The organism is Aminipila terrae, from assembly GCF_010120715.1.
Lineage (GTDB): Bacteria > Bacillota > Clostridia > Peptostreptococcales > Anaerovoracaceae > Aminipila > Aminipila terrae.
Window position 1 is genome coordinate 322,994 of the sequence record NZ_CP047591.1, and the last position, 22,903, is coordinate 345,896.

The following is a 22,903-nucleotide window of genomic DNA, read 5'->3' on the forward strand; positions in this document are numbered from 1 at the left end:
CTTATCTTATATGATGTATGGTGTTGTTGTTGAATTTAATGGTCCATCATCTAAAGTCCCAAGTAACTGCATACCTACATCTCTGGCTGCAATAATTGCCTGCTTCACAGCACCGGAATCTCCTGAGAACTGTAAAATAACTTCATTTGAATAGCTGGTGCCCCCATTAGCAGGACTGGCATATCCAACTACATCAACAGTTGCCGCTTTAACTGCTGTATCTGCAAGTACCACACCTATGGCTGCCGGTGCCCCCACCGTAATACCAAATGATTTTCCAATTGGCGCTCCAAATGCTTTATTTAAAGCGTAGCTTGCTCTGGCTGTATACTGGAATTCAAGATGGCCTGCTGCATTACCATATACATCGCCAAAAGTTCTGTCCAGATCTTTCAGACACACTTCAACAGCTCTTCTTACATCAGATACATCTTCAGCTCCAAAGATAATCAGTGAACCGTGTCCTGCGCCGCCCTCCGTATCTCTTGGAAGCTCAATTTTTAAAATATCACTGTTTGTAGCTTTAACAGCCTCGTCTGCAGCAAAGATCTGGGGGCCTGCTCCTGTTCTTCCCCCTACAATACCAATTGAACGGTACTTGGCATCAATGTCCATTTTTTCATGAATCTGATGGTCCACATTAGCAATAACTAAACCTATGGTGTGTCCAATGGCAGTTCCAACAAATTCTGTCAGTCCGCAGCAGCCTGCCGTACAAGCACCTGAAGCTGGCATCTCATTGGTATCAACCTTCTTCATCACTTCTTCAACAATCTTGCTCATCAATTCATCTTTCATCTAAAATACCTCCATATTAGATTTTTATATATTGCAATACTTTTATTGAATATAAAAACTAATTCAACGCTGACTTGCAATTTTTTATCAGCATTCCCTATGTCTTCTGATTTCAGGTGCTCTGCTATTACTGGGTATTATATTAAAAGAAAAATAAAAACACGATGGATTTTCTTGATGATGTCATGTAATATATTGTTTAAAAATTTCTAAACTGTCCATAAGGAATTTTTTGACCTGCAATAATTATCAATGTACTTTCTTGTTATTTCAGGTTTAAAAATTACAGGCATATTTTCTTAAATTCAGAAATTTTTCTTTATGTTTTTGTCAAAAAAAAACACACCATACTTTATAAAAAAGTACCGTGTGTTTTATATTTATTTTGTTATAAAAACTGCTCCCTATACTCTGTAGGAGTTACACCTACCTTCTTTTTAAATGCCTTACTAAAATAATTCGTCTCATTATAAGACAGCTCATAAGCTATATTTATAATCGGCATTGTTGTATATCGTAACATTTCTTTGGCTAATTCAATCCTGCTGTCCGTAACGTATGTAATAAAATTTCGTTTGGTTGCTTTCTTAAATAATTTACTGAAATAACAGGAACTCATATTTATGTATTCCGCTGCTTCCTCCAGGGTAATACCGCCTTTTATGTTTCTGTCTATGAAATTTAAAACTTTAATTACATCATCCGTATAATAATAGTCTTGGTCTAACTCATCAAATAATTGGGTGATAACATCGGTAATCAATAAATAAGTATTATATCTTAGCCCATACTTATCAAACTTTAACTTCACTTCCCGAGTGACTGTATTCAGCATCTCGGTTATACCCAGTTTATATTCCACCGCTATATCTGTAATGCCCTGAAGGTATCCCACTACCATATCACATCGCTCATTGATATCATTCTCTTCATCATATACAACATCCAGATAAATTTTTGCCACATCAATGCATTTCTTATATAAATGGGCTCTTATGCCTGCTTTTAATTGCTTTATTGCCTCATCAGTCCGGGTATGTTTTTCTTCATCTATTTCTATATCTCTTTTGATGATATAGGGTCTTGCTGCAGATAATAATAAATCCGGGCTGAAAGGTTTTAATAAATACCCATCTGCTTTTAATTTTAGAACCGTATGAGCTACTTCCCGTTCACTCTTTGCTGTTGTCAGAATTATTCCGGTTTTGGGATTCTTGTGCTTGGCAAAGTTGACCATCTTCATTAGCTTTATACCTGAATAAGCCATATTTGATATAATCAGATCAATCTTGCTTTCACATAGCATGCTAAATGCCTCGTCATTGTTGTCTGCCTCATAAACATAATCAATAGAATCGAAATTTCTGTTTAAAACTTCCCTTGTAACATGTCTTTCAATCCTATCATTATCGACCACAAGTACTTTACACATCTTCATACCTCCAAGTGTTCAGACATCACAATTATTTTACTAAATTACTTTTGACAGGTAATTTTAATTTTACAATGGTACCCGTACCATCTGGTACATTTTCTATGATTAATCTATACTTTTTCCCAAACAATCCGATTAAACTTTTATTAATATTATATAAATCATATCTGTCTATTTCTGCCATCATGGCAAAATCTTCATTGATTATATTTTCAATGGTATCTCTTGAAATCCCAAATCCATTATCTTCTATAGATACCACCAGATCTCCTCCTTTTTGTAAACAGGTAATTTTTATAATGCCTCCTTCTTTTCTCGGTTCAACAGCATATTCAACGGAGTTTTCTACGATTGGCTGTATCATCATATATGGGCAGGCCACACTGTAAAAGTCTTCTTCCACATCAATTTCGTACCTTAATCTGTCCTCCAGGCGTATGCGCTGCATCTTCAGATAGTTTTCTACATAGGTAAGTTCTTCACCTAAAGTACTTATCTGGCTGTTTCTTTTTTCTGATGTATACCGGAGCATATCCGATAAAACATAAATGGCATTCTCTGTTTTTTTAGCATCTTCAATATATGCCAATCTGGAAATTACACTAAGACTTGAAAAGAGTGATACCGACTTTAGAGCACCAGTTGAAATACACTGTTGATTTTCTCTTAAACTCTTTTCCAGTTCAACTCTCCTGCTTTTTTCTTCCAATACTTCAGAACTTTTAAGTTCTAACTCCTCTCTGACCCGTTTTAAATGTCCCTGTTCCATTAAACTGCAGGCATGTTCAAACATTAGGGTCACTACGGCTTCAATCCGGTTAAAAGAAATACTTCTCACTTTTGTATAGGTTTCAACAAGTTCAGATTTGTCTTTCCAGTTGGATTTTCTGTCAATTACCTTTTCCAATTCTCTTTCAGTATCAGCATCTTCATAATTTGTACTAATCTGTCCTCCCATTATGGCCCCGTAATAATCACCTTCATACATAAGAGGAACTGCGAAATCTATCAATCCCGCATGGCATATATAAATATGAGGCTTTCCTGAAATAGCCGCATGCAGTCCGCCATGAGCATCACATTGATAACATAACCCCATGAATTCAGGATATTTCCGGCCTCTGGCGCAGAACTCTGTAAACCCGCTTTGTTTCGTTACGGGATTACCTTTATAATCAACTGCAATAAAAGCCATTCCCACTGCTTCTGCAAAATTGTCCTGCATTTCCTGTAGAGCATCAATATCCACTATATCATAGATTGATTTGATTATTTCCATTTTCCTCCCCCTATTCACTTGTTTTATCTATTCAAAATGTATCGAGGATTACAATCCATTTTTATCATGTAATGTATATTTAATATTATAACAAAAAAATACCTTTCCACAATGTATAAAGAATGCCTGAAAGGGTAATTTTTTGTCTGATTGATTCTTTTATTTTAAATTTGATATCTTAGTTTTTTATTTATATATAAAAAATCACGTAAGAAAATTTCTTATTTTTCCTACGTGATTTATAATTCGTTTCCTATTTATTTTTCGTTAACAATTCCATAGCCTTATTTAACTGAGTATCGACCTTACTATTTTCGGGTAGTTCCACTACATAATCTGGTTCAACACCAATTTTCTGTATTACCTTACCCTTTGGCGAAAAATACTGGGCAATGGTAATCTTAATAGCATCTCCATCTTTCAGCGGTGCCATAGATTGAATGATACCTTTTCCAAAAGACTTGGTTCCAACTATTTTACCGCCCTTATTATCCTTAATCCCTGCAGATACAATTTCAGAAGTGCTGGCAGTTCCGCCATTAATCAAAAGCACATATGGTAGCGAAGTCTTTCCTTCTTTAGTTTTCATATAGGTACGTTCCTGTGCTTTTCCTTCTGTATACGCCAGAACTCCCTCATCCAGTAACTGATCTGCAACTTCTATTCCACTTTCAACAACACCGCCACCATTATTTCTAAGGTCAATGATTAATCCAGATACTCCTTTTACTTCAAAGCCGTGTAATTCTTTTTTAAACTCTGCTGCTGTATCTGTTTCAAAACTACTGATGTAAATATATCCGATATTATGATCCAGGGTCTGAGCAAATACAGAATTCAGCTTTATTTTTTCTCGTGTTAAATTCACACTAATACTTTTTCCATCCCTTAAATAAGTCACTTTAACTTTTGAGCCGGCTTTTCCTCTCATATTTGCCACTGCCAGGTCCAGCTGTGAGCCCTTATAAGCCACATCATCCACGGCAATAATTAAATCCCCGGTTTTAATTCCTGCATCCTCTGCCGGACTACCTTTAATGGTTGAAACAACAACAATATACCCATCGGTGTTAGCACCAACTGTAACCCCTATTCCTTCCAGTTTTCCTGTAGTTTTAATGACAAAATTATCATATTGCTCTTTGGACATGTAATTAGTATAAGGGTCTCCTGTTCCCTCAAATAATCCATAACACATTCCCTGAATCAGTTTATTCTGATCCAGATCTTTATAATAGTATTTGTTTAAGGTCTCATAAAGTGCTTCCACTTTAGCATATCTGTTGATAATTGTCTTATATAAATCATAATCTTCCCTGCTTATTCTCACCGTATTACCGGGTATAAATGTAATCCCTGCAAAAGTAACGAAACTTCCTAAAAGTGCAGCAATAATTATCATTATAACCAGGTTACGTCTTTTTATCTGCATCATATTTTGCCTCCGCAATTTATTTATATATCTCTATATTTTAACATAGCTATTGTATATCGTTGACCAAAAATTGTATTTTTTTTGTACCATTCCATTCTGATATATCTGGACTTCCTAAAAGTGTTACTGTCTTTTCACTGGTAAGCTTTTCTTTTAATTCAGCTGCCTTATTAAAAATAACACTCTGAACGATAGCGCCATCATTACAGTAAGCAGAAAACCTTGCATGTTTATCTTCACTTCCCATGTAATGCAGATTTTTTATGATTATATTTGTTAAGGCCACATAGGGTTTTTCGTTTAAGTTTCCAAATGGGGCTAATCTTTCTAACTCATATATCAGTTCAAAAGTCAGATCATTTCCATTTAAAGCTAAGTCAATTTCCATATCTTCCTGAAAAATATCAGGATTTGTTTCGAGGATTTTTTTCATGGATTCAGAAATACCATCACGAAAGCCTTGTAGGTTTTCAACTTTCATCAGGAGTCCACATGCTCCTGCATGGCCTCCGAATCTCTCAAATAATTTTTCCTGCTCCTTTAGAATATTATACAGATTAATATTTTTTATACTTCTTCCAGTACCTTTTAAATAACCATCGCCTGTAGGGGTTAATATCATTGTAGGTTTATGATATTTGTCTTTCAGCTTTCCGGCTACAATTCCAGAAATGCCTTCGTGAGCATCTGGGCAGTTTATAATGAAAAACAAATCATCCCCATGATCTTTCAAGATAATTTCCTCACATTTTATAAAGGTGTCTTCCTGAACCTTCTTCCTCTGCCGGTTATTATTAATCAACTCTTCTGCAATAGTCTGCATCACTGCCTGATCTTTGCTTTTCATCAGTTCAACACCAATTTTTGCATCTAGCATACGTCCTGCAGCGTTTAAATGAGGCACAATCCCAAATGCAATATGATCCGATTTAATTTTTTCAGCATGCAGGGAAATATCTTTAATCAACTGTCCAAGGCCTTTTCTATGCCCTTCCTTTATTATGTTCATTCCGTATTTTACCAAAGTCCTGTTTTCATTGATTAAAGGAACAATATCACCAATGGTTCCAATTGCAACTAAGTCTAAAAGTTCATTTACAGTTCTCTTTGATAGCTGGGCTTTTCTTTGGATTCCCTGAGCCAGTTTAAAAGCAACTCCACAACCAGCTAAATATTTAAATGGATATTTACACTCTGGGTGCTTTGGATTAATCAATATACAGTCTGCCACATTGTCTGTTATGCTATGATGATCCGTTACCATTATGTCCATACCTGATTCCTTGGCAAACTCTACCTCCTCATAAGAAGTGCTGCCACAGTCTACAGTTATAATTAATCCTGTGCCCATTTCTTTAATCTTAGTAATCGCTTCTTTGTTTAAACCATATCCTTCATTAAATCTGGAAGGGATATAATAAATCAGGTCTGCATTAAAATTGGATAAAAACTGCCATAGGATACTTACAGATGTTATCCCGTCTGCATCATAGTCCCCATATATGCAAATTCTCTTTTTTTCTTTTATTGCGGACAATATTAAATCCACTCCCGCTTCTAAATCGTGAAGCAGGAATGGATCATAAGTTTTCTGTGGTTTGTCCGACAAAAATTCAAGTATTTCATTTTCTTCTGAAATGCCTCTTTTATTTAATAATTCTATTATTATCGGATTTATTTTATTCATTTGTCGCCTTTTATGTATTCTTAAATTTTAGATCCATCCAGATTGTGGATCTACATAGTTACCATTTACACGAACTTCAAAATGAAGATGCGGCCCAGTAGACTGTCCTGTTGAACCGGATTTTGAAATAGCCTGTCCTCTGGAAACTACATCTCCGGCTTTCACCAACAAACTGGAATTATGGGCATACAGAGTAACAATTCCGCCACCATGGTCAATCATAATCATATTGCCGTAGCTGTTATTCCATCCTGCCTTAATAACGGTTCCTGCATTGGCTGCAACGATGGTAGTCCCCGACGGTGCACCAATATCAACACCTGTATGGAGTTTTTTAACTTTAAGAATAGGATGGATTCTGTATCCGAAAGGTGAAGTAATCTTGGTAACACCTGGAGCGGGCCATTGCATGGTTCCACCTTTATATGTAGTTCCCGTACTCTGGGATGCTAGAATTTCTGCCTTCAATCTGTTGGCTTCGGCCAGGAATGATTGCTCCATATCCTCCAGTGCATCATTATTGCTTGCAACCTGTGCCTTCTTATCTGCAACAGCAGACTGATTTTCAGTTAAATCTTCCTTCTTTTGTGCTGCTTCTTCTTTTGATGCAACCAGTTGGGATTGAAGATTTAATAAGTTTTTCTTCTGAGCATCTATCAGATTGTGTTCTTCCTGAAGTTGTTCCATCAGTTGTTTATCACTGTCATAAATTCGCTGAACCCGGTCCAGATTTGTCATAAGATCCGTTACGCTGGTGGAGCCCAGAAGCACATCAATAAATCCTGCAGATCCATTTTTGTACATGGTTCTCAATCGGCCGTTCAGATTATTATTCTGCACGTCCATGTTCTTTTCCAGCTGATCCAATTGTGCCAGAGCTTCCGTTATTTTATTTTGTGTTGCTGCTATATTTCCGTTTAAAGAATCAATCTCCGCCTGTGAAGCATTGATTTTTCCTTCCAGATTCTGTATTTCCTTATTTAATGAATTTTCAAGTTTTTTTCCTTCATGCAGCTGACTCTTAACGCTGCTTAGCTGGTCATTAACATCATCCAGTTTATTCTGTGCCGAACTTCCAGCATAGGTAAGACCTAAAGTCCCAAATGAAAAGACCAGCACAAATACTAAAGTATATGATATCACTTTTCTCATATGTAAATCCTCCATCCTTTTCTATGTGTCTAAAAACCTTCTCATGGAAACAATACTTCCACAAGCTCCGATGCTTACACCTATAGCCAAGAAAATATAAATTAAATTTACTGTCAAAAAGCTTTGTGAAACCATTGGGGTGGACAGAATCAGGAATAAATCCCTTCCTATCAGTCCAACAATTTTACCATATACAAATGCGACTATTCCCGCGGAGACCCCGGCAGAAATCATTCCTATTATAATACCTTCCAGTAAAAACGGTCCCCGTATAAACCAGTTGGTTGCACCTACATACTTCATAATCCTGATTTCTCTTGATCTTGCCAGAACGGTAAGTTTAATAGTATTTGAAACGACTACAACAGAAACAACCACTAAGAAAACCATAATAATCAACGCGGCTATCTGAATGGCATCTGTAATTTTAACTAATTTCTCAACTGTCTCTTTATAGTACTTAACATCCTCTACTCCATCATATTTTTTTAAAGCATCTACAACAGTATCGGATGTTTCCAGGGAATCTACCTTAACCATTACGGAATTTGGAAGAGGATTACCATTTAAAGAATCCAGCAGATATGCCCGTTCTCCCCAGTCAGCCTTCCAATCTGCAAGAGCGTCCTCTTTAGAAAGATAAGTTGCATCAGCTACACCCCGAAGTCCTTTCACTTGTGAAATCATATCCTGGGCCTGATCATATGTAGTAGTATCTAATAAATACACCTGAACTGTATCATATTCCTGCTTTGCGGCCTCTGCTGCCATATTGATATTTACAATTAAAACAAAAAACAGACCCAATATCAGCATCATAGCTGTAATGGAAAAAACGGAAGCCAGACTCATATTTCTATTTCTGAAAACCTGAATAAACGCCTGTTTCAGTGTATATCTTATGCTATTAAACATGGTTGCCAAACACACCTCCCATATACATACCCGTATGTTTATGTTTCGGGGTATCCTCTTCTTTCAGATAAGCACCTACGTCATCTCTCACAATTTTGCCTTTTTCAATTACAATAACCCTTTTTCCCATTTTATCTACAATATCCTTGGCGTGAGTTACCATAACAATAGTAGTACCTCTTAGATTAATCTGTTCTAAAAGCCTCATGATTTCCCAGGCTGTATCCGGATCCAGATTTCCCGTAGGCTCGTCCGCAATAAGTACAGTTGGATTATTTACTATAGCTCTGGCTATGGCAACTCTCTGCTGTTCACCAGCAGACAGTTCATCGGGATATTTATTTGCTTTGTTGCTGATTCCCACCAGACTAAGCACCTGGGGAACCTGTCTTCTAATGGCTCTGGAACTCATATGAATAATTTCCATGGCAAATGCCACATTTTCATAAACCGTCATTTTAGGCAAAAGCCTGAAGTCCTGGAAAACAATCCCCGTACTTCGCCGCAGCTTGGGAATTTTCCGGTTAGATAAAGTTGTTATTTCTGTTCCATTTACTTTGATACTGCCTGAATCTGCATCTATTTCTTTCAGAATAAGTTTAATAAAAGTAGACTTTCCTGCCCCACTGGGGCCTACCAGAAAGACAAAGTCACCTTTATCTATCTTAACACTAACATTATCTAAACCTATATTTGTTCTATAGGTCTTAGTAACGTTTTTAAAAACTATCATATAGGGTAACCTCCCGGTTGCTATTTATCATCAAAAATATCTATTGTTCTACATAAAATTACATATAGCACTGCTTTTTATTATAACGCAAATTTACTCTTTTTTAAATAGTAACCTTTATTACAAAAGTATTACATTTAATTGTCGATTATGTGAAGAATTTGCCTTATAGGCTCATTTAACAAGGCTTTCACTGATTTCACACTATATGGAAGCTTACAGTTATATTCTGCCAGATAAATTTCTTCCTGAGGAATTAATGGGATTTTAATAAACTGCTTTAATTTTACAAAATCACTAAATTCTCTTTTATTAATACCAGCATTATATTTATTTACTGCCCATACAATTTTCTGGCCGGAAAGCTGGCATTTCTTTATTAGACAGAGGGATTCATATGCTCTTATTAGTTTTGATGGTATTGGATCGATTACAAACACAATCACATCCATCTCCTTTAAAATCTGTTCCAGTTTATCACATGATGTAATGTCACAAATAATGTAGTTTCCTTCTATGTTATTAATCATTCTGCACAGTTCAATATTTTCTAAAACTCTTTTCCCGGTAGTCATAACATTTTCTGGAATACATAATGCCCAGTTAATATGTTCATCCAGATTAACCATCCCTGTTATACTTTTTCCCTGGGCAGTCTCAGTATAAAAGTCAAAAAAATTTCTTCCGGCAAATCTTTTGTCCATACCTAAACTGTCATAAAGAAATGTTTTGTCAATATTACGGTTTACCTCCAGATAGGCTATATGTTTCTCCTTTTCTTTTGACAATTCTTTTGCAATTGCAGTGGCCACAAAGCTTGTACCCACTGCCTGCCCCATACCCATAACTCCTATTTTAAATCTACTTTTAACAGAACAGTATTCTTCATCGTACTGTTCTCTTACAAAAATCCTGTTCATTAAATTTCCTCCTCTATATTTATATAATTTTACTTATGGGATACCAGGTTAATTTAAACATATATTACATTTAATGTAAGTAAAAAGCAAGCAATTATTACATTATTTTACACGTATTGATAACGTAATTTATTTAAAAACATATACTGATTAATAAAAAATAAAAAGAAAGTGGGTTTAACTTATGACGTTACCAGAATCATTAAGAAATTATATTGATGAGGGATTATCTGACTGTGAATACTATAAACAATTAGCTGAAATTGCACCGGACCAGGTAAGTAAACAAGTGATTTATGAGATGGCAAACGATGAAATGCGTCACGCAGAAGAATTTAAAGTAATCTATCATAGCATGACAGGGGACTATTATAATCCCAGCGTAACAACGGCCCTTCAGCGAAGGCCATACCGTGAATCTTTACAGGATAAGAGTCTGTCGGAAGGATACCGTTATGGCAGATACATGTCAGACTACAACAGAGGATTAGGAGACGCCATATTATTAGGTTCTTTATTTGGTGCTGGAGTCGATAAAAATTTACATTCTATTGCCCTGCTATACCTCCTTAGCAGGCTTTAAAAATCCTTTAGTCCATAAAAAATCCCCGTCCCGGATGTGCTAAAATTCAGGGGACGGGGTAATTAAACTTTATTTATATTGCACTCTGAGTTCTATCTGGTCAGGCAATTGAGTTAATTCAGTTTCTGCTACCTTAAGAGGATACGTCAGAATCTGAGTAAGTGCTGCACCTGGTTCCGGGTCAGCAAAATTTGCATAAACAGCCAGATTTGTCACACCATCTTTTTCTTCTACAACCATCTTGTCAATCTTGACATCAAACCCTGATGTAGGTTTTTCACCTCGTGAAACAAGTACATATACTTTATCATCTACCATACATGCAAGGGCTCTTTCCAAATCCCTGTATTCCGGTATTACCTGGCCTACGATATCCTGAGGAATGTCCTTTTCTCCAAGCACTTTAAATTTTACGGCTTCTGACCCTTTAAAATAATTCATAGCAAAAAAGACCGCTGCAACAACTACTATTATAATTAAAATCATTATAATAACTTTTTTCCAGGGCCCATTCAGCTTTTTCAAAAACTTATTCTCGCTCACAATAAAAACTCCCTTCGCCTGTAAATCTTCATAATCTTCCGATATACAAAAATCTATTCACAAAGGGAGACAAATATTCGTCTATTTTTATTTTTGCGGTTTTAATTATAGAGATTTAACTGCAGCTACAATATTTGCCGCCGTCATCCCATATTTTTGTTTTAATTCATCTGGTTTTCCTGATTCACCGAAGGTATCCTGCTGTCCCACAAAGGCCATCTTTACAGGAGCATGCCTGCTAACCACTTCTGCCACTGCAGAGCCAAGACCTCCAATTACTGAATGTTCTTCAGCTGTAACAATTCCCTTCGTTTCTGTAGCCGCTTTAATGATAATCTCCTGATCGATTGGTTTAATTGTATGCATATCGATTACTCTTACGTCAATGCCATCTTTTTCAAGCTGATCTGCTGCTATCATAGCCTCATTTACCATAATTCCAGTGGCGATAATCGTATAATCTTTGCCTTCTCGTATGCAATTACCCTTTCCTATTTCTATAACAGATTTTTCATTATAAATCATAGGAACTGCTGCCCTGCCAAGTCTGATATAGGCTGGGCCCACAAAAGCTACTGCCTGTCTGATCAGTTCCTTTGCTGAGACAGCATCACCAGGATTAATGACAGTCATCCCAGGTATAGTTCTCATCAGGGCTATATCCTCAAAAGTCTGGTGGCTGGCACCGTCTTCTCCTACAGTAATGCCTGCATGAGTAGCACAGATTTTAACATTAGCATGAGGATACCCAATTGAGTTTCTAATAATTTCAAAAGCTCTTCCTGCTGCAAACATAGCAAAAGTGCTGGCGCATACAATCTTTCCTGACATAGCCAGACCAGTTGCAGCACCATATAAGTTCTGTTCTGCAATCCCCATATTTAAAAATCGTTCAGGGAAGTTTTTGCCGAAATCTGCAGTCATCGTTGATTTTGAAAGGTCTGCATCCATTACTACCAAGTTATCATATTTCTGTCCCAGTTCTACAAGTACCTGTCCATATGCCTGTCTGGTTGCCATCTTTTCTGCCATTACCATTCACCTCCCAGTTCTTCTACTGCTTTCTTTGCTTCTTCATCGCTTGGTGCCTTTCCATGCCATCCCGGATTATCCTCCATAAAGGAAACCCCTTTACCTTTTACAGTTTTTGCAATAATAACAGTTGGCTTTCCCTCTGTCTGTCTTGCTTTATTAAATGCTTCAACAATTTCATCAAAATTATGTCCATCAATGTACAGAACATTCCAGCCAAAGCTCCTGAATTTTTCATCCACCGGAGCTACCGTCATAACGTCCTCGTTTCTGCCATCAATCTGAAGTCCGTTCCAGTCCAGAACAGCAGTAAGATTATCCAGGCCATAATGTGCAGCCGACATAGCTGCTTCCCAGATAATACCTTCCTGAATTTCTCCATCTCCAAGAAGTACATAAATTCTGCCTTCATTATTATCCATTCTGTTTGCCAGAGCCATTCCCACGGAAACAGAAAATCCCTGTCCAAGGGAACCAGTGGACATTTCAATGCCTGGCACCTTCTTCATATCAGGGTGTCCCTGAAGTTTTGAACCGATTTTTCTCAGGGTAAGTAAATCCTCTACAGGGAAAAATCCCTTTTCAGCCAGGGCTGCGTATTGAACAGGACCTGCATGTCCTTTCGATAAAATGAATTTATCTCTTGTTAGCATTTTAGGGTTCTTTGGGTCAATATTCATTTCACGAAAATATAATGCTGTAACGATATCTGTTGCTGAAAGAGAACCACCTGGATGGCCTGATCCTGCTGCATGTATAGCTCTGATTATATCAATTCTGATTTTTTGAGCGATTTCCTTTAATTCTGGGTATTTCATATTACTCGCCTCCTTCTTGCGACTATTGCTTACCATTTGCAATGACTTTAACCATAAATAATGGTAATTGGGCCATTCTTTTATATCTGCTAGGTTCCTGTATAAACCTGTAAAGCCATTCCAAACCGTGTTTCTGATAGAATATTGGTGCACGTTTTACAGTTCCAGCCCACACATCAAGACTTCCACCCACACCTATTCCTGCACGGATATTGGCAAATTCATTTCTGTGCTCATATATAAACTTTTCCTGTTTTGGAGCTCCCAGAGCGGCACATAAAAATTCTGCACCAGATTCATTGATTTCTCTGACTAAATCAGCTTCTTCATGCTTTTTAAAATATCCGTCGTGGGTGCCTGCAATTTTAAGATTTGGATATTTGATAAGCATATTCTGTCCTGCCAGCTCTGCAACAGACGGCCTCTCTTCATTTGCCGGCTTACTCCCAAGCAGGTAAATTGATTTTCCATTCTGTTCCAGGAACGCCAATATACTGTTTAGAAAGTCTACCCCTGTCACTCTTTCATTCAGAGGCATCCCTATTATTTTAGATGCATATACAAGGCCTATGCCATCGGGAATAATAAGACCCGCTTCTTGTATAAGCATTTTTAGTTCCTGATCCCTGGTTGCATTCATTATTATTTCAGAATTGGGAGTTACAATTAAATCACAACCTGGTTTTTCCATAAGACCTTTAAAGATTTCCATGGCCTGCTGATTATTGACCATATCCACAGGAACATCTAGAATTCTTATTCGTTTGCTATTTTCCATTATTTCTCCATTATCTCTTTAATCATTTCTTCATTTGTGTCAAGAGCCTTTGTTAAATTTACAAGCCGTTCCTGCACTCTTTTTTTGATTACTTCTTTATGTTGTATCGTCTTATTAAACTCTTCTATAAAATCCTCATTATTAAAATCATAGATTGAACACATAGCCTTCATTCCTATAGATTTCATAAAAGAGTTGATTTTAGGATCATAAGAAATACCAATCATTGGTACATCCATAATGGCAGAATGTATCAGTGCATGCAGTCTCACTCCTACCAGCAGATCCATGTTGCCTATGATACTTAGCATTTCATTTGTTAAATATTTATGTTTAACAGAACATACCTTATCACCCAGGCGTTTTTCTATCTCCTCAATTACACTCACATCCTCTGAATAATGAAAAGGAATGAGAATTATCTGGGCATTTTGCTCTGTAACCAGCCGGTCCATGGCAATGCACAGTTCCTCAATGAATTCACTGTTAAGTTTTCGCTCTCTTATAGCAAATCCTACTGTCAGCTGTTCTTTATTAATTTTAATGCCTTCTTTTCGAAGGATTTCTTCCCCAATCATAAGGGGCACCCGTTTTATTCTCAGTACCGGATCGGCAGTAACTACCACTCTATCAGAGTTTACTCCAATCTCTGCAAGGAATTCCTTGGAAGCTTCATCTCTGACCACTATACCACTAACTCTGGCTAGCGTTCCGGCGGTCAGCTTTCTATTTAAGCTGGAGTTTATCGGGCCGATTCCCTGACTGTAAATAAAAATCTTTTTCCTGAAAAACTGAGCCATCCACATGATGATGAGATAGTATAATATACTTTTTTTGCTGGTAACATCCTGCAAAAGACTTCCACCACCGCTAACAAGTAAATCACACCTTCTGACAGCTGCCACTATGCTCTTTATGGATTTCCGGTTCACGGATTTTACTCCATATTTCTCCGCTGTGGATACAGGGTCTTGTGACAATACCGTGATTTCAATATTATCAAGCCTGTCCTGCAGATTGTCAATAACCGCCCGTAAAATGGATTCATCCCCTATATTATTGAATCCATAGTAGCCTGAAATTAGAATTCTATACATTAATTACCTGCCTCTTCCTGATCTGCATAGCTTGAGAGAAACGGTCCTACCCATTTTACATATATTCTGTGAGCAATTTCAAAGACAAGAATTCCAACAATACCCATAATTATACCAAATATTAAAGAATACCCTGTCCTGAAAAGACCAAGATAAAGAGGCGTTCTTATATGCATAAAAGTATTATTTACAGATGTCATACCGATAACACCGCATAAACCAAAGAGAACAGGCCATAATTTAAATCTTCTCACAGACGTATATACCATAAGCATAATAGCCGGGAACGCAAACAGGAATTCTTTATTTCTAGGTCTTGCAACCAGCATATCTTCCAAATAATTTCTAAAAATCATTTCTAAACTGGAAACTTCAACTGAAGACTCATGTCCGGTTCTGGCAATGTAGTAATATCCCACACCACCAATGATTGCTCCTAAAATAATCATCCATATCTTAATTGAAGTATTCATCATGTCTTTTATATCATGAAATTCCAATATACCCGCATTTTTCTTCTTTTCACCAAATCCAAAATACGCAAGATATGCAATGGCAAAATATACGATCGGCAGCAGTTGCGCCATCTTAACACCCCTGAAAATATCAATTTCAAGCATGTAGCTGGTAGAAGACAGTGGTGATGCTGTCATGATACCACCCATTAAAGAAACCATTACACAAGCTGCCAGAGTAAGTGCGGATAATGTTATAAGCTTAACCACCGGAGTATCCGGGTTTAATGTATCTCTAAGCTCCTGACTCACTCTTGTAAATAAAGTTATGGCCAGGCATGCAAAAATTACCGCCGAAGAAAAGCTCAGCAGAAGCACAAAACTGTTTGGTATTACATAAGAAGCACCTAATGCACCAATTACGCCTAATCCACCCAGAATCATTTTAGCCTTCTTTCTAAGCGGTAAAAATGCACTTAGAAGAAGGACCGCCGCTGCCACACAGCCAAAGGAAGTCAAAATTTTCAATAGATAACTTACCTGATGGTACTTCATCACTGAAGCAGTACCATACGTAAAATTATGTGCCGCTAACCTTTTATCAAGATTCGTAAACATTTTCTCATACACTTTCATGTCTGTTACATAAGTAAATAAATCCTGATTTTCCTTTATAGGTTTAAAATAAATAACTCTGATATTTCTTTCAGTAATAGCCCTGAACAAAGTATTCTCAATTTCTTCAGCACCTTCATAACCATAAAACTTATATCTGTATTGTATATAATTCCATACGGAGAATACTCTTACAGCATGATACTCTGTATCTTTTGCTATGTCTTCCACTCCATCCTGAAGAATGTTCTGAAGCTGAGTTGTATTTTCAATCAGTCCTATGGTGATATGATTATCCTTTATATATTTTTCTGCAAGCTTAATTCCATCATCATAACCAATGACACCTTCACCACCTGCAATGAGATATTCAGGCTTAATGCCGTACTTGTTGTATTCTGCGATTACAGCTTTGCCATATTTTGTTCCATTATATCCCCCATAGCATAAAGTTCTGGGTACAATCTCAAGACCCAGTGCCTGAACCTTTTCAACTTTTTCAGGAAGCAGACCTAAACTGATATACATGATTTTTGAACCAACAATATCCGTTCTTTCGATAAATCCACCTTTTTTGGAATTTGCCAGTTTATATGGCTGTGAATATAAAGCGGATTTAGAATTACCGTCTATAACCACATATGCAGAATCCCCAAAATCCATAGCAAAATATTTGTCTTTATCAAATCTGTTTTTTACAGCATTTAAAACAAAATCTGCCGCTCTTTTTGAATCCATTTGAACAAGCACATCGTAAGAATCATATCCATGCTTCGTCAGCCCCTGAATAAACTCCGCAGGATACTTTTCCTTCCAGTCAGCTTCTTTCATAACTTCATCCATGGTCTTGCCGCTTACTTCCATATCCGTATCTTCCATAAGAGTCATGATACTTTCTTCGGAAACACCGATTTTAGTGATGTTAAGCTTGTCCCTGAACTGTTTAAGCCAGTATGAAACATCCTTGTGAGTCTGTTCCGCCATTAACTGAAGTTCATTGTAATCTGCTACTATATCATAAGTCTTGTTATGCTTCTCTATGTTAATCCGGTATCCTATAGAAATACCTGAAATAAGTACAAAAACACAAATTACAATGATTAAAAATCTGTTTTCTTTTAAAAATGCCCTCATAAATATGTAACTCCTTATTCTCCAAATGCTACTTAATAGTATATGTACCTCTTACCATCACCCATATGTCCGTCAGGGCTGTTATGCCTCTGCCATCGTTTCTTGGAACCAGCAGCAGGTGGTTTGTCGCCACCTGACTGCCAGTCATTAGATCAGTTCCAACAGTAAGATCAGAAACACCATTTGCGCCATTGTCTATAGCGGTAGCTTCTCCGCTTCGCAAAATAATTTCTGCACCTTCTCCTCCGATCAGCTTTTGTCCTGCTGTAAGACTTATAGGCGAATATGAAGTTTTGCTGTCTACATAACTTTTAGTAACAACCGGATCTGTTTCTGATCCAGGCTGATTTGTTGCTGCCATAGCAATTGAAATTCCAAGTACCATTACAATTATTGTTACTAGAGATATTATTACGCTCTTCTTCATATCTTCCTCCCATTTCCCTTTTAATACACTCTGCTGAGTGCTGTTTTATATTGATTTATATATGATTACACCTAACTCATATTGTGAGGTGCAATTCCTAAACTAACGGTCAATGCCTCATTCACATTTGGAAGAAGCGATTCATCGATGGCTCCAATTCTTTCTTTTAGCCTCTTTTTATCAATTGTTCTGAGCTGTTCAAGCAGAACCACCGACTTTTTACTTAATCCATTATCTTTAGCATCTATTTCAACATGCGTAGGCAATTTTGCTTTATTTAGCTGTGACGTAACAGCTGCTACAATAATAGTGGGGCTGTATTTATTGCCTACATCGTTTTGCACTACAAGAACGGGTCTTATACCCCCCTGTTCAGAGCCTATGACCGGACTTAAGTCTGCGAAGTAAATGTCGCCTTTTTTAACTAACAAGTCACTCACTCTCCAATTTTCTGTTAATCTCTTTTACTTTAGTTTTATCCCAATGTTTTTTTTATGGCTATAGCTGTCATTTCTGCTATATCTCCAGCTATAAGTCCATATTCCCCTATCTTTTCCGCTCCTAAATCACCTGCCAGACCATGTAGGTAGACACCCGATTTAGCAGCATCTTCAGGTAAAATACCCTGGCCTGAAAGTGAAGTTATGATTCCTGTAAGGACATCTCCTGCACCTGCTGTAGCCATTCCGGGATTACCTGTAGTATTAGTATATGAATTTCCCTGTGGCGTTGCCACAATAGTCCCTTCCCCTTTTAGCACTACTATGGCATTTGTTTTTTCTACAAGAAGTCTTGAAAGTTCCTGCCTGTCCATGGCCTTTGCACGGGCAATATCAATGGAAAGCAGTCTTGCAGCTTCCCCAATATGAGGAGTAATTATTACTTTGCATGAAGCATTTTTTAATTTTTCCTGCATATTATTTATTGCAATCTGATTCAATCCATCTGCATCTAACACAAAAGTTCCTTCATATTCTTTTAATAATTTTCCGATTAAGTCTGCATCTTCTGAATCCTCCCCTAACCCGGGACCCGCCGCAATAGCATCGTATCGCTGCCTGTCCAAATTAAGAGACTTTCTTGAAACACAGGTTGCTTCAGGTACCCCTGCCTGAATTATTGGGAAAAGTTCTTCCGGTGTGGCTATTTGTACAAGACCTGCGCCACTTCGCAATGCCCCTCTTCCGCACAGAACAGCAGCACCCGCCATTCCAAAGGACCCTGCAATCAGGAGAATTCTTCCACAATCACCTTTATGTATGTTTCTCTTTCGTCTCTTGATTACAGTATTTACATATTCTAAAGTAATTAAACCATTTTTCATAAAAAAACCTGTATTAAATTCCTAATATGGCTGAAGCCATTAAAAAATAGGTTATAACAGAAACCATGTCTGTAAGGGATGCAATCATTGGGGATGCCATTAATGCAGGGTCAATCCCAACTTTTTTCGCAAGCATAGGCAGCATACTTCCTATAACTTTTGCGGCGATAACTATAACAAGCATAGAACCACACACAGTCAGTGCTACCATAGGCCCATGACCATCCAGCCAGCAGATTCTTACAAAGTTTAAGGAACTTAAAACCAGACCTACAATGGCGCTGACCCGCACTTCCTTCCACATGACTTTACCAAAATCAGAAAGGTTTATTTCATCTACTGACATACCACGAATAATAAGAGTGGCAGACTGTGATCCGGAGTTACCTCCTGTACCCATAAGCATTGGAAGATACGCCACTAAACAGATGACCTTTGACAGTACACCCTCAAAACTGGCAATAATTCCCCCTGTTATAACATAGGAACACATCAACAGAAAAAGCCATGGAATCCTGTTCTTCACATGGTGCCAGACACTCATATCCAAATACTCTTTGTCAGAGCTGTCAATAACACCGGCCATTCTCTCGAAGTCTTCTGTGGTTTCTTCCTCGATGACATCTAAGATATCGTCTACTGTAATAATGCCAACAAGTCTGTTTTCCTTATCCACTACTGGAATAGCCAGAAACCCGTATTTTTTAAATATATCTGATACTTTCTCCTGGTCGTCATACACATTGACGCTGACAAAGTCAGTATGCATAAGTTCTGAAATACACAGATTATCATCTGCAATAACTAAAGTTCTAAGAGAAACAATCCCTAAAAGGGTTCTTCCCTTATCTTTCACGTAACAAGTATAAACAGTTTCACTGTCCATACCCTCTTTTTTAATGTATGCTAACGCCTCTGCGACGCTCATATCCTTCTGAAGACTTATATAATCAGGGGTCATCAGACTTCCTGCACAAGTGTCCGGATAATTTAAAAATGTATTAATCAGTTTCCGTTCATCTTTCGGCGTTTTTTCCAGTATTTTGTCTACTACATTAGCCGGCAGTTCTTCTAAAACGTCAATCATATCATCAAAAGCCAGTTCTTCCATGATAAAATGCATTTCTTTATCTGTAATGGCATTTATGATTTCAACCTGATCTTCAATGGGAAGGTATGAAAATACCTCTACTGATACATCCTTGGGAAGAGTCCTGAATACAATAACGGACTTTTCTACTCCAAGTTCTCCCATTATATCTTCTAATATTTCAGCAATATCAACCGCATTATTCTCAAGTAAAAGGTCCCTTGCTTTTCCATACCTTTTATTCTCTAATAGTTCCAGAATATCTGCTAGTGTTTCATTTAAAGTCTTTTCCTGTTCCATGGGAATTTACCTCCTTACTTCTATATGGGGTAAATCCAGATATTAAAACACCTTCAGTTTATCCTTCATTGCATGCAAAAACCGTGAATCTACCCTGTATTTGTATTTAACTAAATTTCTTCGCTCCGGACTCGGTCCAACCTCCACAGTTTTCACATCCTTTCATTTGTTAATTCTCATTATTTTGTTATTTTTGCTCATAACTAATAAATTATACTCCATTTAAGGGTAATATTGCAAGCCTTTGCTTTACTTGTTATTCATTTAACATTTATTCGCTAAAATATTCCGTGCAAAGTCAGCTGCCCGTTCTTCAATCCCTTGAATTTCCAGAACACTTCCCGGATTATTTGCAGTCTCCATCATGGCAAATCTCCCTGGAAGATAAAAAGTTTTATTCATATTAAGAGAGCTGATCAATTGCTGAGCTACAATGTCACTTCCACTATACCCTGATACTACAATGCCAAACAAAGCTTTTTCATAAAACTTATGGGTCATGAATAAAGCCGTAAGACGATTTATAAAAGCAGCAATATTTGCACTGACGGAATCATTATAATTAGGACATGCCAGTACTAATACATCTGATTGTAAGATAGCCGGATAAACCTGTTCCGATATAATCCCTCCATAAAAGCAAGTGCCAATTTCTCCAAAATGCAGGCATTGGCTATAGGGACACCCAATGCAATCCACCACAGTGCCATTTCTTAGTGAGATTTCCTGTATTTCACAATTGGTAAGGTAGCTTTTTACTCTGTTCCATAATATCAGACTATTTGATATTTCCTTAATTCCTGCGTGAAGCATAAGAATTCTGGGAGCTTCTGTTTTGGTATAATTAAATGTCATTACTCTTTTTACTAATTCCTGCCCGGATTCCATATAAGCACCCATGTTATCTGTTTCCAGATTTTTAGCTACAATATTAAAATTTTGCAGGGATTTTGTTCCTTCTACAAGAGGTCTTCCAACAAAGGTGCATCCCGCCATATTGGCACTGAGCACAAGCTCTCTTGCAAAAGATTTGGTGTATAACTCGCTATTACCGTCAACAATAATCCCACCGATACTTCCGTCAAAACATAACTTATTTTTTCTGATTTTTTTTAAAATACCGTACCATTCAAGATTTATCCCTGATTCTCCAAGAGACACTGCAAAAATGATTCTTTTATTTGTCAGATCATATTCTTCAAACTCTTCAACGGTATTTATCGTTTCAAAGGTATATCCTTCTAAACTCCTGGCTAATATTGATTTTAATCTTCCGGTTTTATTTTTTTCTCTGCAGTAAGGCTTAATTAATACTAAGTCGTAATTTTCTGTACACATTGTACACGCCTCCCTTTATAACCAATCCTTAAAACGGATGGATAATCAGATAATGTTTCTTAAGTTATCATATGCATTTTTAATTCGTAAAAAAAGTTTTTCGGGTAATAATGTTTCTTCAAATCTGGTGCCCTGACTGGTCATCCTGTTTAAGGCTCCCATAAAAGCACCTTCTTTTTCTTTTCCTATAAAGTTGGAACTGTAATGCCATTCTCCTCTCAATGTAAGCAGTATAGAAATTGTTCCAGAAGATAAGGCTGGGGCAATATAAGGCTTAAATCCAAGATTTCTTACATCAAGATTGGATTGCACCGTTAACCTTGTCAGTTCTTCAGAAACTTGGTCATGATAATCCAGGATACTATCAGCAATTACAAGATCCTGCCCATGAGGTCCAAAAGCTCTTCCTTGTTCCAGATAAAGCCTGAATCTGTTGTCCCTTTTAGCAAAATAGATGGCCCTGCTGTTCATAACACCTAAACCAAACCCCTGTATCTGCTCTGGCCTCAATTTTTCTCCAGCCAGATAAGCAGCTTTGCATAGAGGATCCACAGGATCGGATATCACTGCAAACAGGCCCTTAAAATTTCTCTTTGATGCCATCTTTGCATACTGCTCTATAATTATTCTATTGCTCTCAAACTGAGCCATTCTCACATCTTTTACTTTCTCAGCTACAGCTGGTACGGCCCTTGAGGCACAAAATATAAAAATATCACAATCAAAGAGTTTTTCTTCTGTAATACTTTTAACTTCAGGCATCCGAACCCCATCAAAAGGAAAAGCAATCTGATTCATTTCTATTTCATATCGCTGGCTCATTTGAGGGTTCACATCGTAAATGCCTATTTGGTCAATAACATCTCCCCCCTGAAGTTTCAATCCTATTAGAAGAGTTCCTCCAACATCCCCCAAGGCTAAAATGTTTACTCTGTTTCTACTTTTCAGAGAAAATGGTACATACCCTGTAAAGGAGCACTCCTGGTTTAAGTCTGTTAACCTGTACACTTTTACA

The 22,903-nt window shown here is 37.2% G+C and carries 22 protein-coding genes; 1 reads left to right on the top strand and 21 read right to left on the bottom strand.

Translation table 11 applies throughout. From position 1 onward, the window contains the following. Positions 1-6 precede the first annotated feature (6 nt). The 9 genes from pduB to Ami3637_RS01590 form a co-directional block, all read right to left on the bottom strand. Complete coding sequence (gene pduB / locus Ami3637_RS01550) at positions 7-798, bottom strand: propanediol utilization microcompartment protein PduB (protein WP_162361028.1); 792 nt, start codon at positions 796-798, stop codon at positions 7-9. A 388-nt stretch (positions 799-1,186) separates the two neighbouring features. Then, positions 1,187-2,230, bottom strand: coding sequence for a helix-turn-helix domain-containing protein (locus Ami3637_RS01555; RefSeq protein WP_162361029.1), 1,044 nt, complete (start codon positions 2,228-2,230; stop codon positions 1,187-1,189). Positions 2,231-2,261: 31 nt separating this feature from the next. After that, positions 2,262-3,512 (bottom strand): PocR ligand-binding domain-containing protein, encoded by a 1,251-nt coding sequence (locus tag Ami3637_RS01560; RefSeq protein ID WP_162361030.1) that lies wholly within the window; start codon positions 3,510-3,512, stop codon positions 2,262-2,264. Between the two features lie 253 nt (positions 3,513-3,765). Continuing rightward, positions 3,766-4,947: a S41 family peptidase gene (locus tag Ami3637_RS01565; RefSeq protein WP_162361031.1), complete on the bottom strand. Its 1,182-nt coding sequence runs from the start codon at positions 4,945-4,947 to the stop codon at positions 3,766-3,768. A gap of 46 nt (positions 4,948-4,993) precedes the next feature. Next, a complete protein-coding gene (gene recJ / locus Ami3637_RS01570) occupies positions 4,994-6,634 on the bottom strand; it encodes a single-stranded-DNA-specific exonuclease RecJ (RefSeq protein WP_162361032.1) in 1,641 nt (546 codons plus the stop codon). 27 nt (positions 6,635-6,661) lie between these two features. Next, the gene (locus tag Ami3637_RS01575) at positions 6,662-7,786 is read right to left on the bottom strand and encodes a murein hydrolase activator EnvC family protein (protein ID WP_162361033.1); all 1,125 of its coding nucleotides are present in this window, start codon (positions 7,784-7,786) and stop codon (positions 6,662-6,664) included. Between the two features lie 21 nt (positions 7,787-7,807). Further along, the gene (ftsX, locus tag Ami3637_RS01580; protein WP_162361034.1) at positions 7,808-8,701 is read right to left on the bottom strand and encodes a permease-like cell division protein FtsX; all 894 of its coding nucleotides are present in this window, start codon (positions 8,699-8,701) and stop codon (positions 7,808-7,810) included. Then, entirely contained in the window at positions 8,694-9,434 is a 741-nt protein-coding gene (gene ftsE, locus Ami3637_RS01585) for a cell division ATP-binding protein FtsE (RefSeq protein WP_162361035.1), read from the bottom strand. Before ftsE ends, ftsX begins: the two co-directional genes overlap by 8 nt. A gap of 137 nt (positions 9,435-9,571) precedes the next feature. Next, a complete protein-coding gene (locus Ami3637_RS01590) occupies positions 9,572-10,354 on the bottom strand; it encodes a hypothetical protein (protein ID WP_162361036.1) in 783 nt (260 codons plus the stop codon). 184 nt (positions 10,355-10,538) lie between these two features. Here Ami3637_RS01590 and Ami3637_RS01595 point away from each other — a divergent pair, with 184 nt between their 5' ends. Beyond that, positions 10,539-10,937 (top strand): ferritin family protein, encoded by a 399-nt coding sequence (locus tag Ami3637_RS01595; protein ID WP_162361037.1) that lies wholly within the window; start codon positions 10,539-10,541, stop codon positions 10,935-10,937. Positions 10,938-11,006: 69 nt separating this feature from the next. Here Ami3637_RS01595 and Ami3637_RS01600 read toward each other — a convergent pair whose 3' ends face one another. The 12 genes from Ami3637_RS01600 to Ami3637_RS01655 form a co-directional block, all read right to left on the bottom strand. Then, positions 11,007-11,480: a protease complex subunit PrcB family protein gene (locus tag Ami3637_RS01600; protein ID WP_162361038.1), complete on the bottom strand. Its 474-nt coding sequence runs from the start codon at positions 11,478-11,480 to the stop codon at positions 11,007-11,009. Between the two features lie 105 nt (positions 11,481-11,585). Next, on the bottom strand, positions 11,586-12,512 hold the full coding sequence (locus Ami3637_RS01605) for a transketolase family protein (protein ID WP_162361039.1): 927 nt from the start codon (positions 12,510-12,512) through the stop codon (positions 11,586-11,588). Next, positions 12,512-13,366: a transketolase gene (locus Ami3637_RS01610; RefSeq protein WP_162361040.1), complete on the bottom strand. Its 855-nt coding sequence runs from the start codon at positions 13,364-13,366 to the stop codon at positions 12,512-12,514. Before Ami3637_RS01610 ends, Ami3637_RS01605 begins: the two co-directional genes overlap by 1 nt. Further along, positions 13,353-14,108 carry a WecB/TagA/CpsF family glycosyltransferase gene (locus tag Ami3637_RS01615; RefSeq protein ID WP_162361041.1) on the bottom strand — a complete coding sequence of 252 codons (756 nt, stop codon included), beginning with the start codon at positions 14,106-14,108 and terminating at the stop codon, positions 13,353-13,355. Before Ami3637_RS01615 ends, Ami3637_RS01610 begins: the two co-directional genes overlap by 14 nt. Then, positions 14,108-15,205, bottom strand: coding sequence for a polysaccharide pyruvyl transferase CsaB (csaB, locus tag Ami3637_RS01620; RefSeq protein ID WP_162361042.1), 1,098 nt, complete (start codon positions 15,203-15,205; stop codon positions 14,108-14,110). Before csaB ends, Ami3637_RS01615 begins: the two co-directional genes overlap by 1 nt. Further along, positions 15,205-17,409 carry a DUF5693 family protein gene (locus tag Ami3637_RS01625; RefSeq protein ID WP_162361043.1) on the bottom strand — a complete coding sequence of 735 codons (2,205 nt, stop codon included), beginning with the start codon at positions 17,407-17,409 and terminating at the stop codon, positions 15,205-15,207. The genes csaB and Ami3637_RS01625 overlap by 1 nt, the downstream gene beginning before the upstream one ends. A gap of 28 nt (positions 17,410-17,437) precedes the next feature. Continuing rightward, a complete protein-coding gene (locus Ami3637_RS01630; protein WP_162361044.1) occupies positions 17,438-17,836 on the bottom strand; it encodes a hypothetical protein in 399 nt (132 codons plus the stop codon). 71 nt (positions 17,837-17,907) lie between these two features. Then, positions 17,908-18,267 carry a type II toxin-antitoxin system PemK/MazF family toxin gene (locus tag Ami3637_RS01635; protein ID WP_162361045.1) on the bottom strand — a complete coding sequence of 120 codons (360 nt, stop codon included), beginning with the start codon at positions 18,265-18,267 and terminating at the stop codon, positions 17,908-17,910. A gap of 44 nt (positions 18,268-18,311) precedes the next feature. Beyond that, the gene (locus Ami3637_RS01640; RefSeq protein ID WP_162361046.1) at positions 18,312-19,160 is read right to left on the bottom strand and encodes an NAD(P)H-hydrate dehydratase; all 849 of its coding nucleotides are present in this window, start codon (positions 19,158-19,160) and stop codon (positions 18,312-18,314) included. A gap of 13 nt (positions 19,161-19,173) precedes the next feature. Continuing rightward, a complete protein-coding gene (gene mgtE / locus Ami3637_RS01645) occupies positions 19,174-20,550 on the bottom strand; it encodes a magnesium transporter (protein ID WP_162361047.1) in 1,377 nt (458 codons plus the stop codon). Positions 20,551-20,814: 264 nt separating this feature from the next. Continuing rightward, a complete protein-coding gene (locus Ami3637_RS01650; RefSeq protein ID WP_162361048.1) occupies positions 20,815-21,888 on the bottom strand; it encodes a flavodoxin family protein in 1,074 nt (357 codons plus the stop codon). 45 nt (positions 21,889-21,933) lie between these two features. Continuing rightward, on the bottom strand, positions 21,934-22,896 hold the full coding sequence (locus Ami3637_RS01655) for a lactate/malate family dehydrogenase (RefSeq protein WP_162361049.1): 963 nt from the start codon (positions 22,894-22,896) through the stop codon (positions 21,934-21,936). Positions 22,897-22,903: the final 7 nt, after the last annotated feature.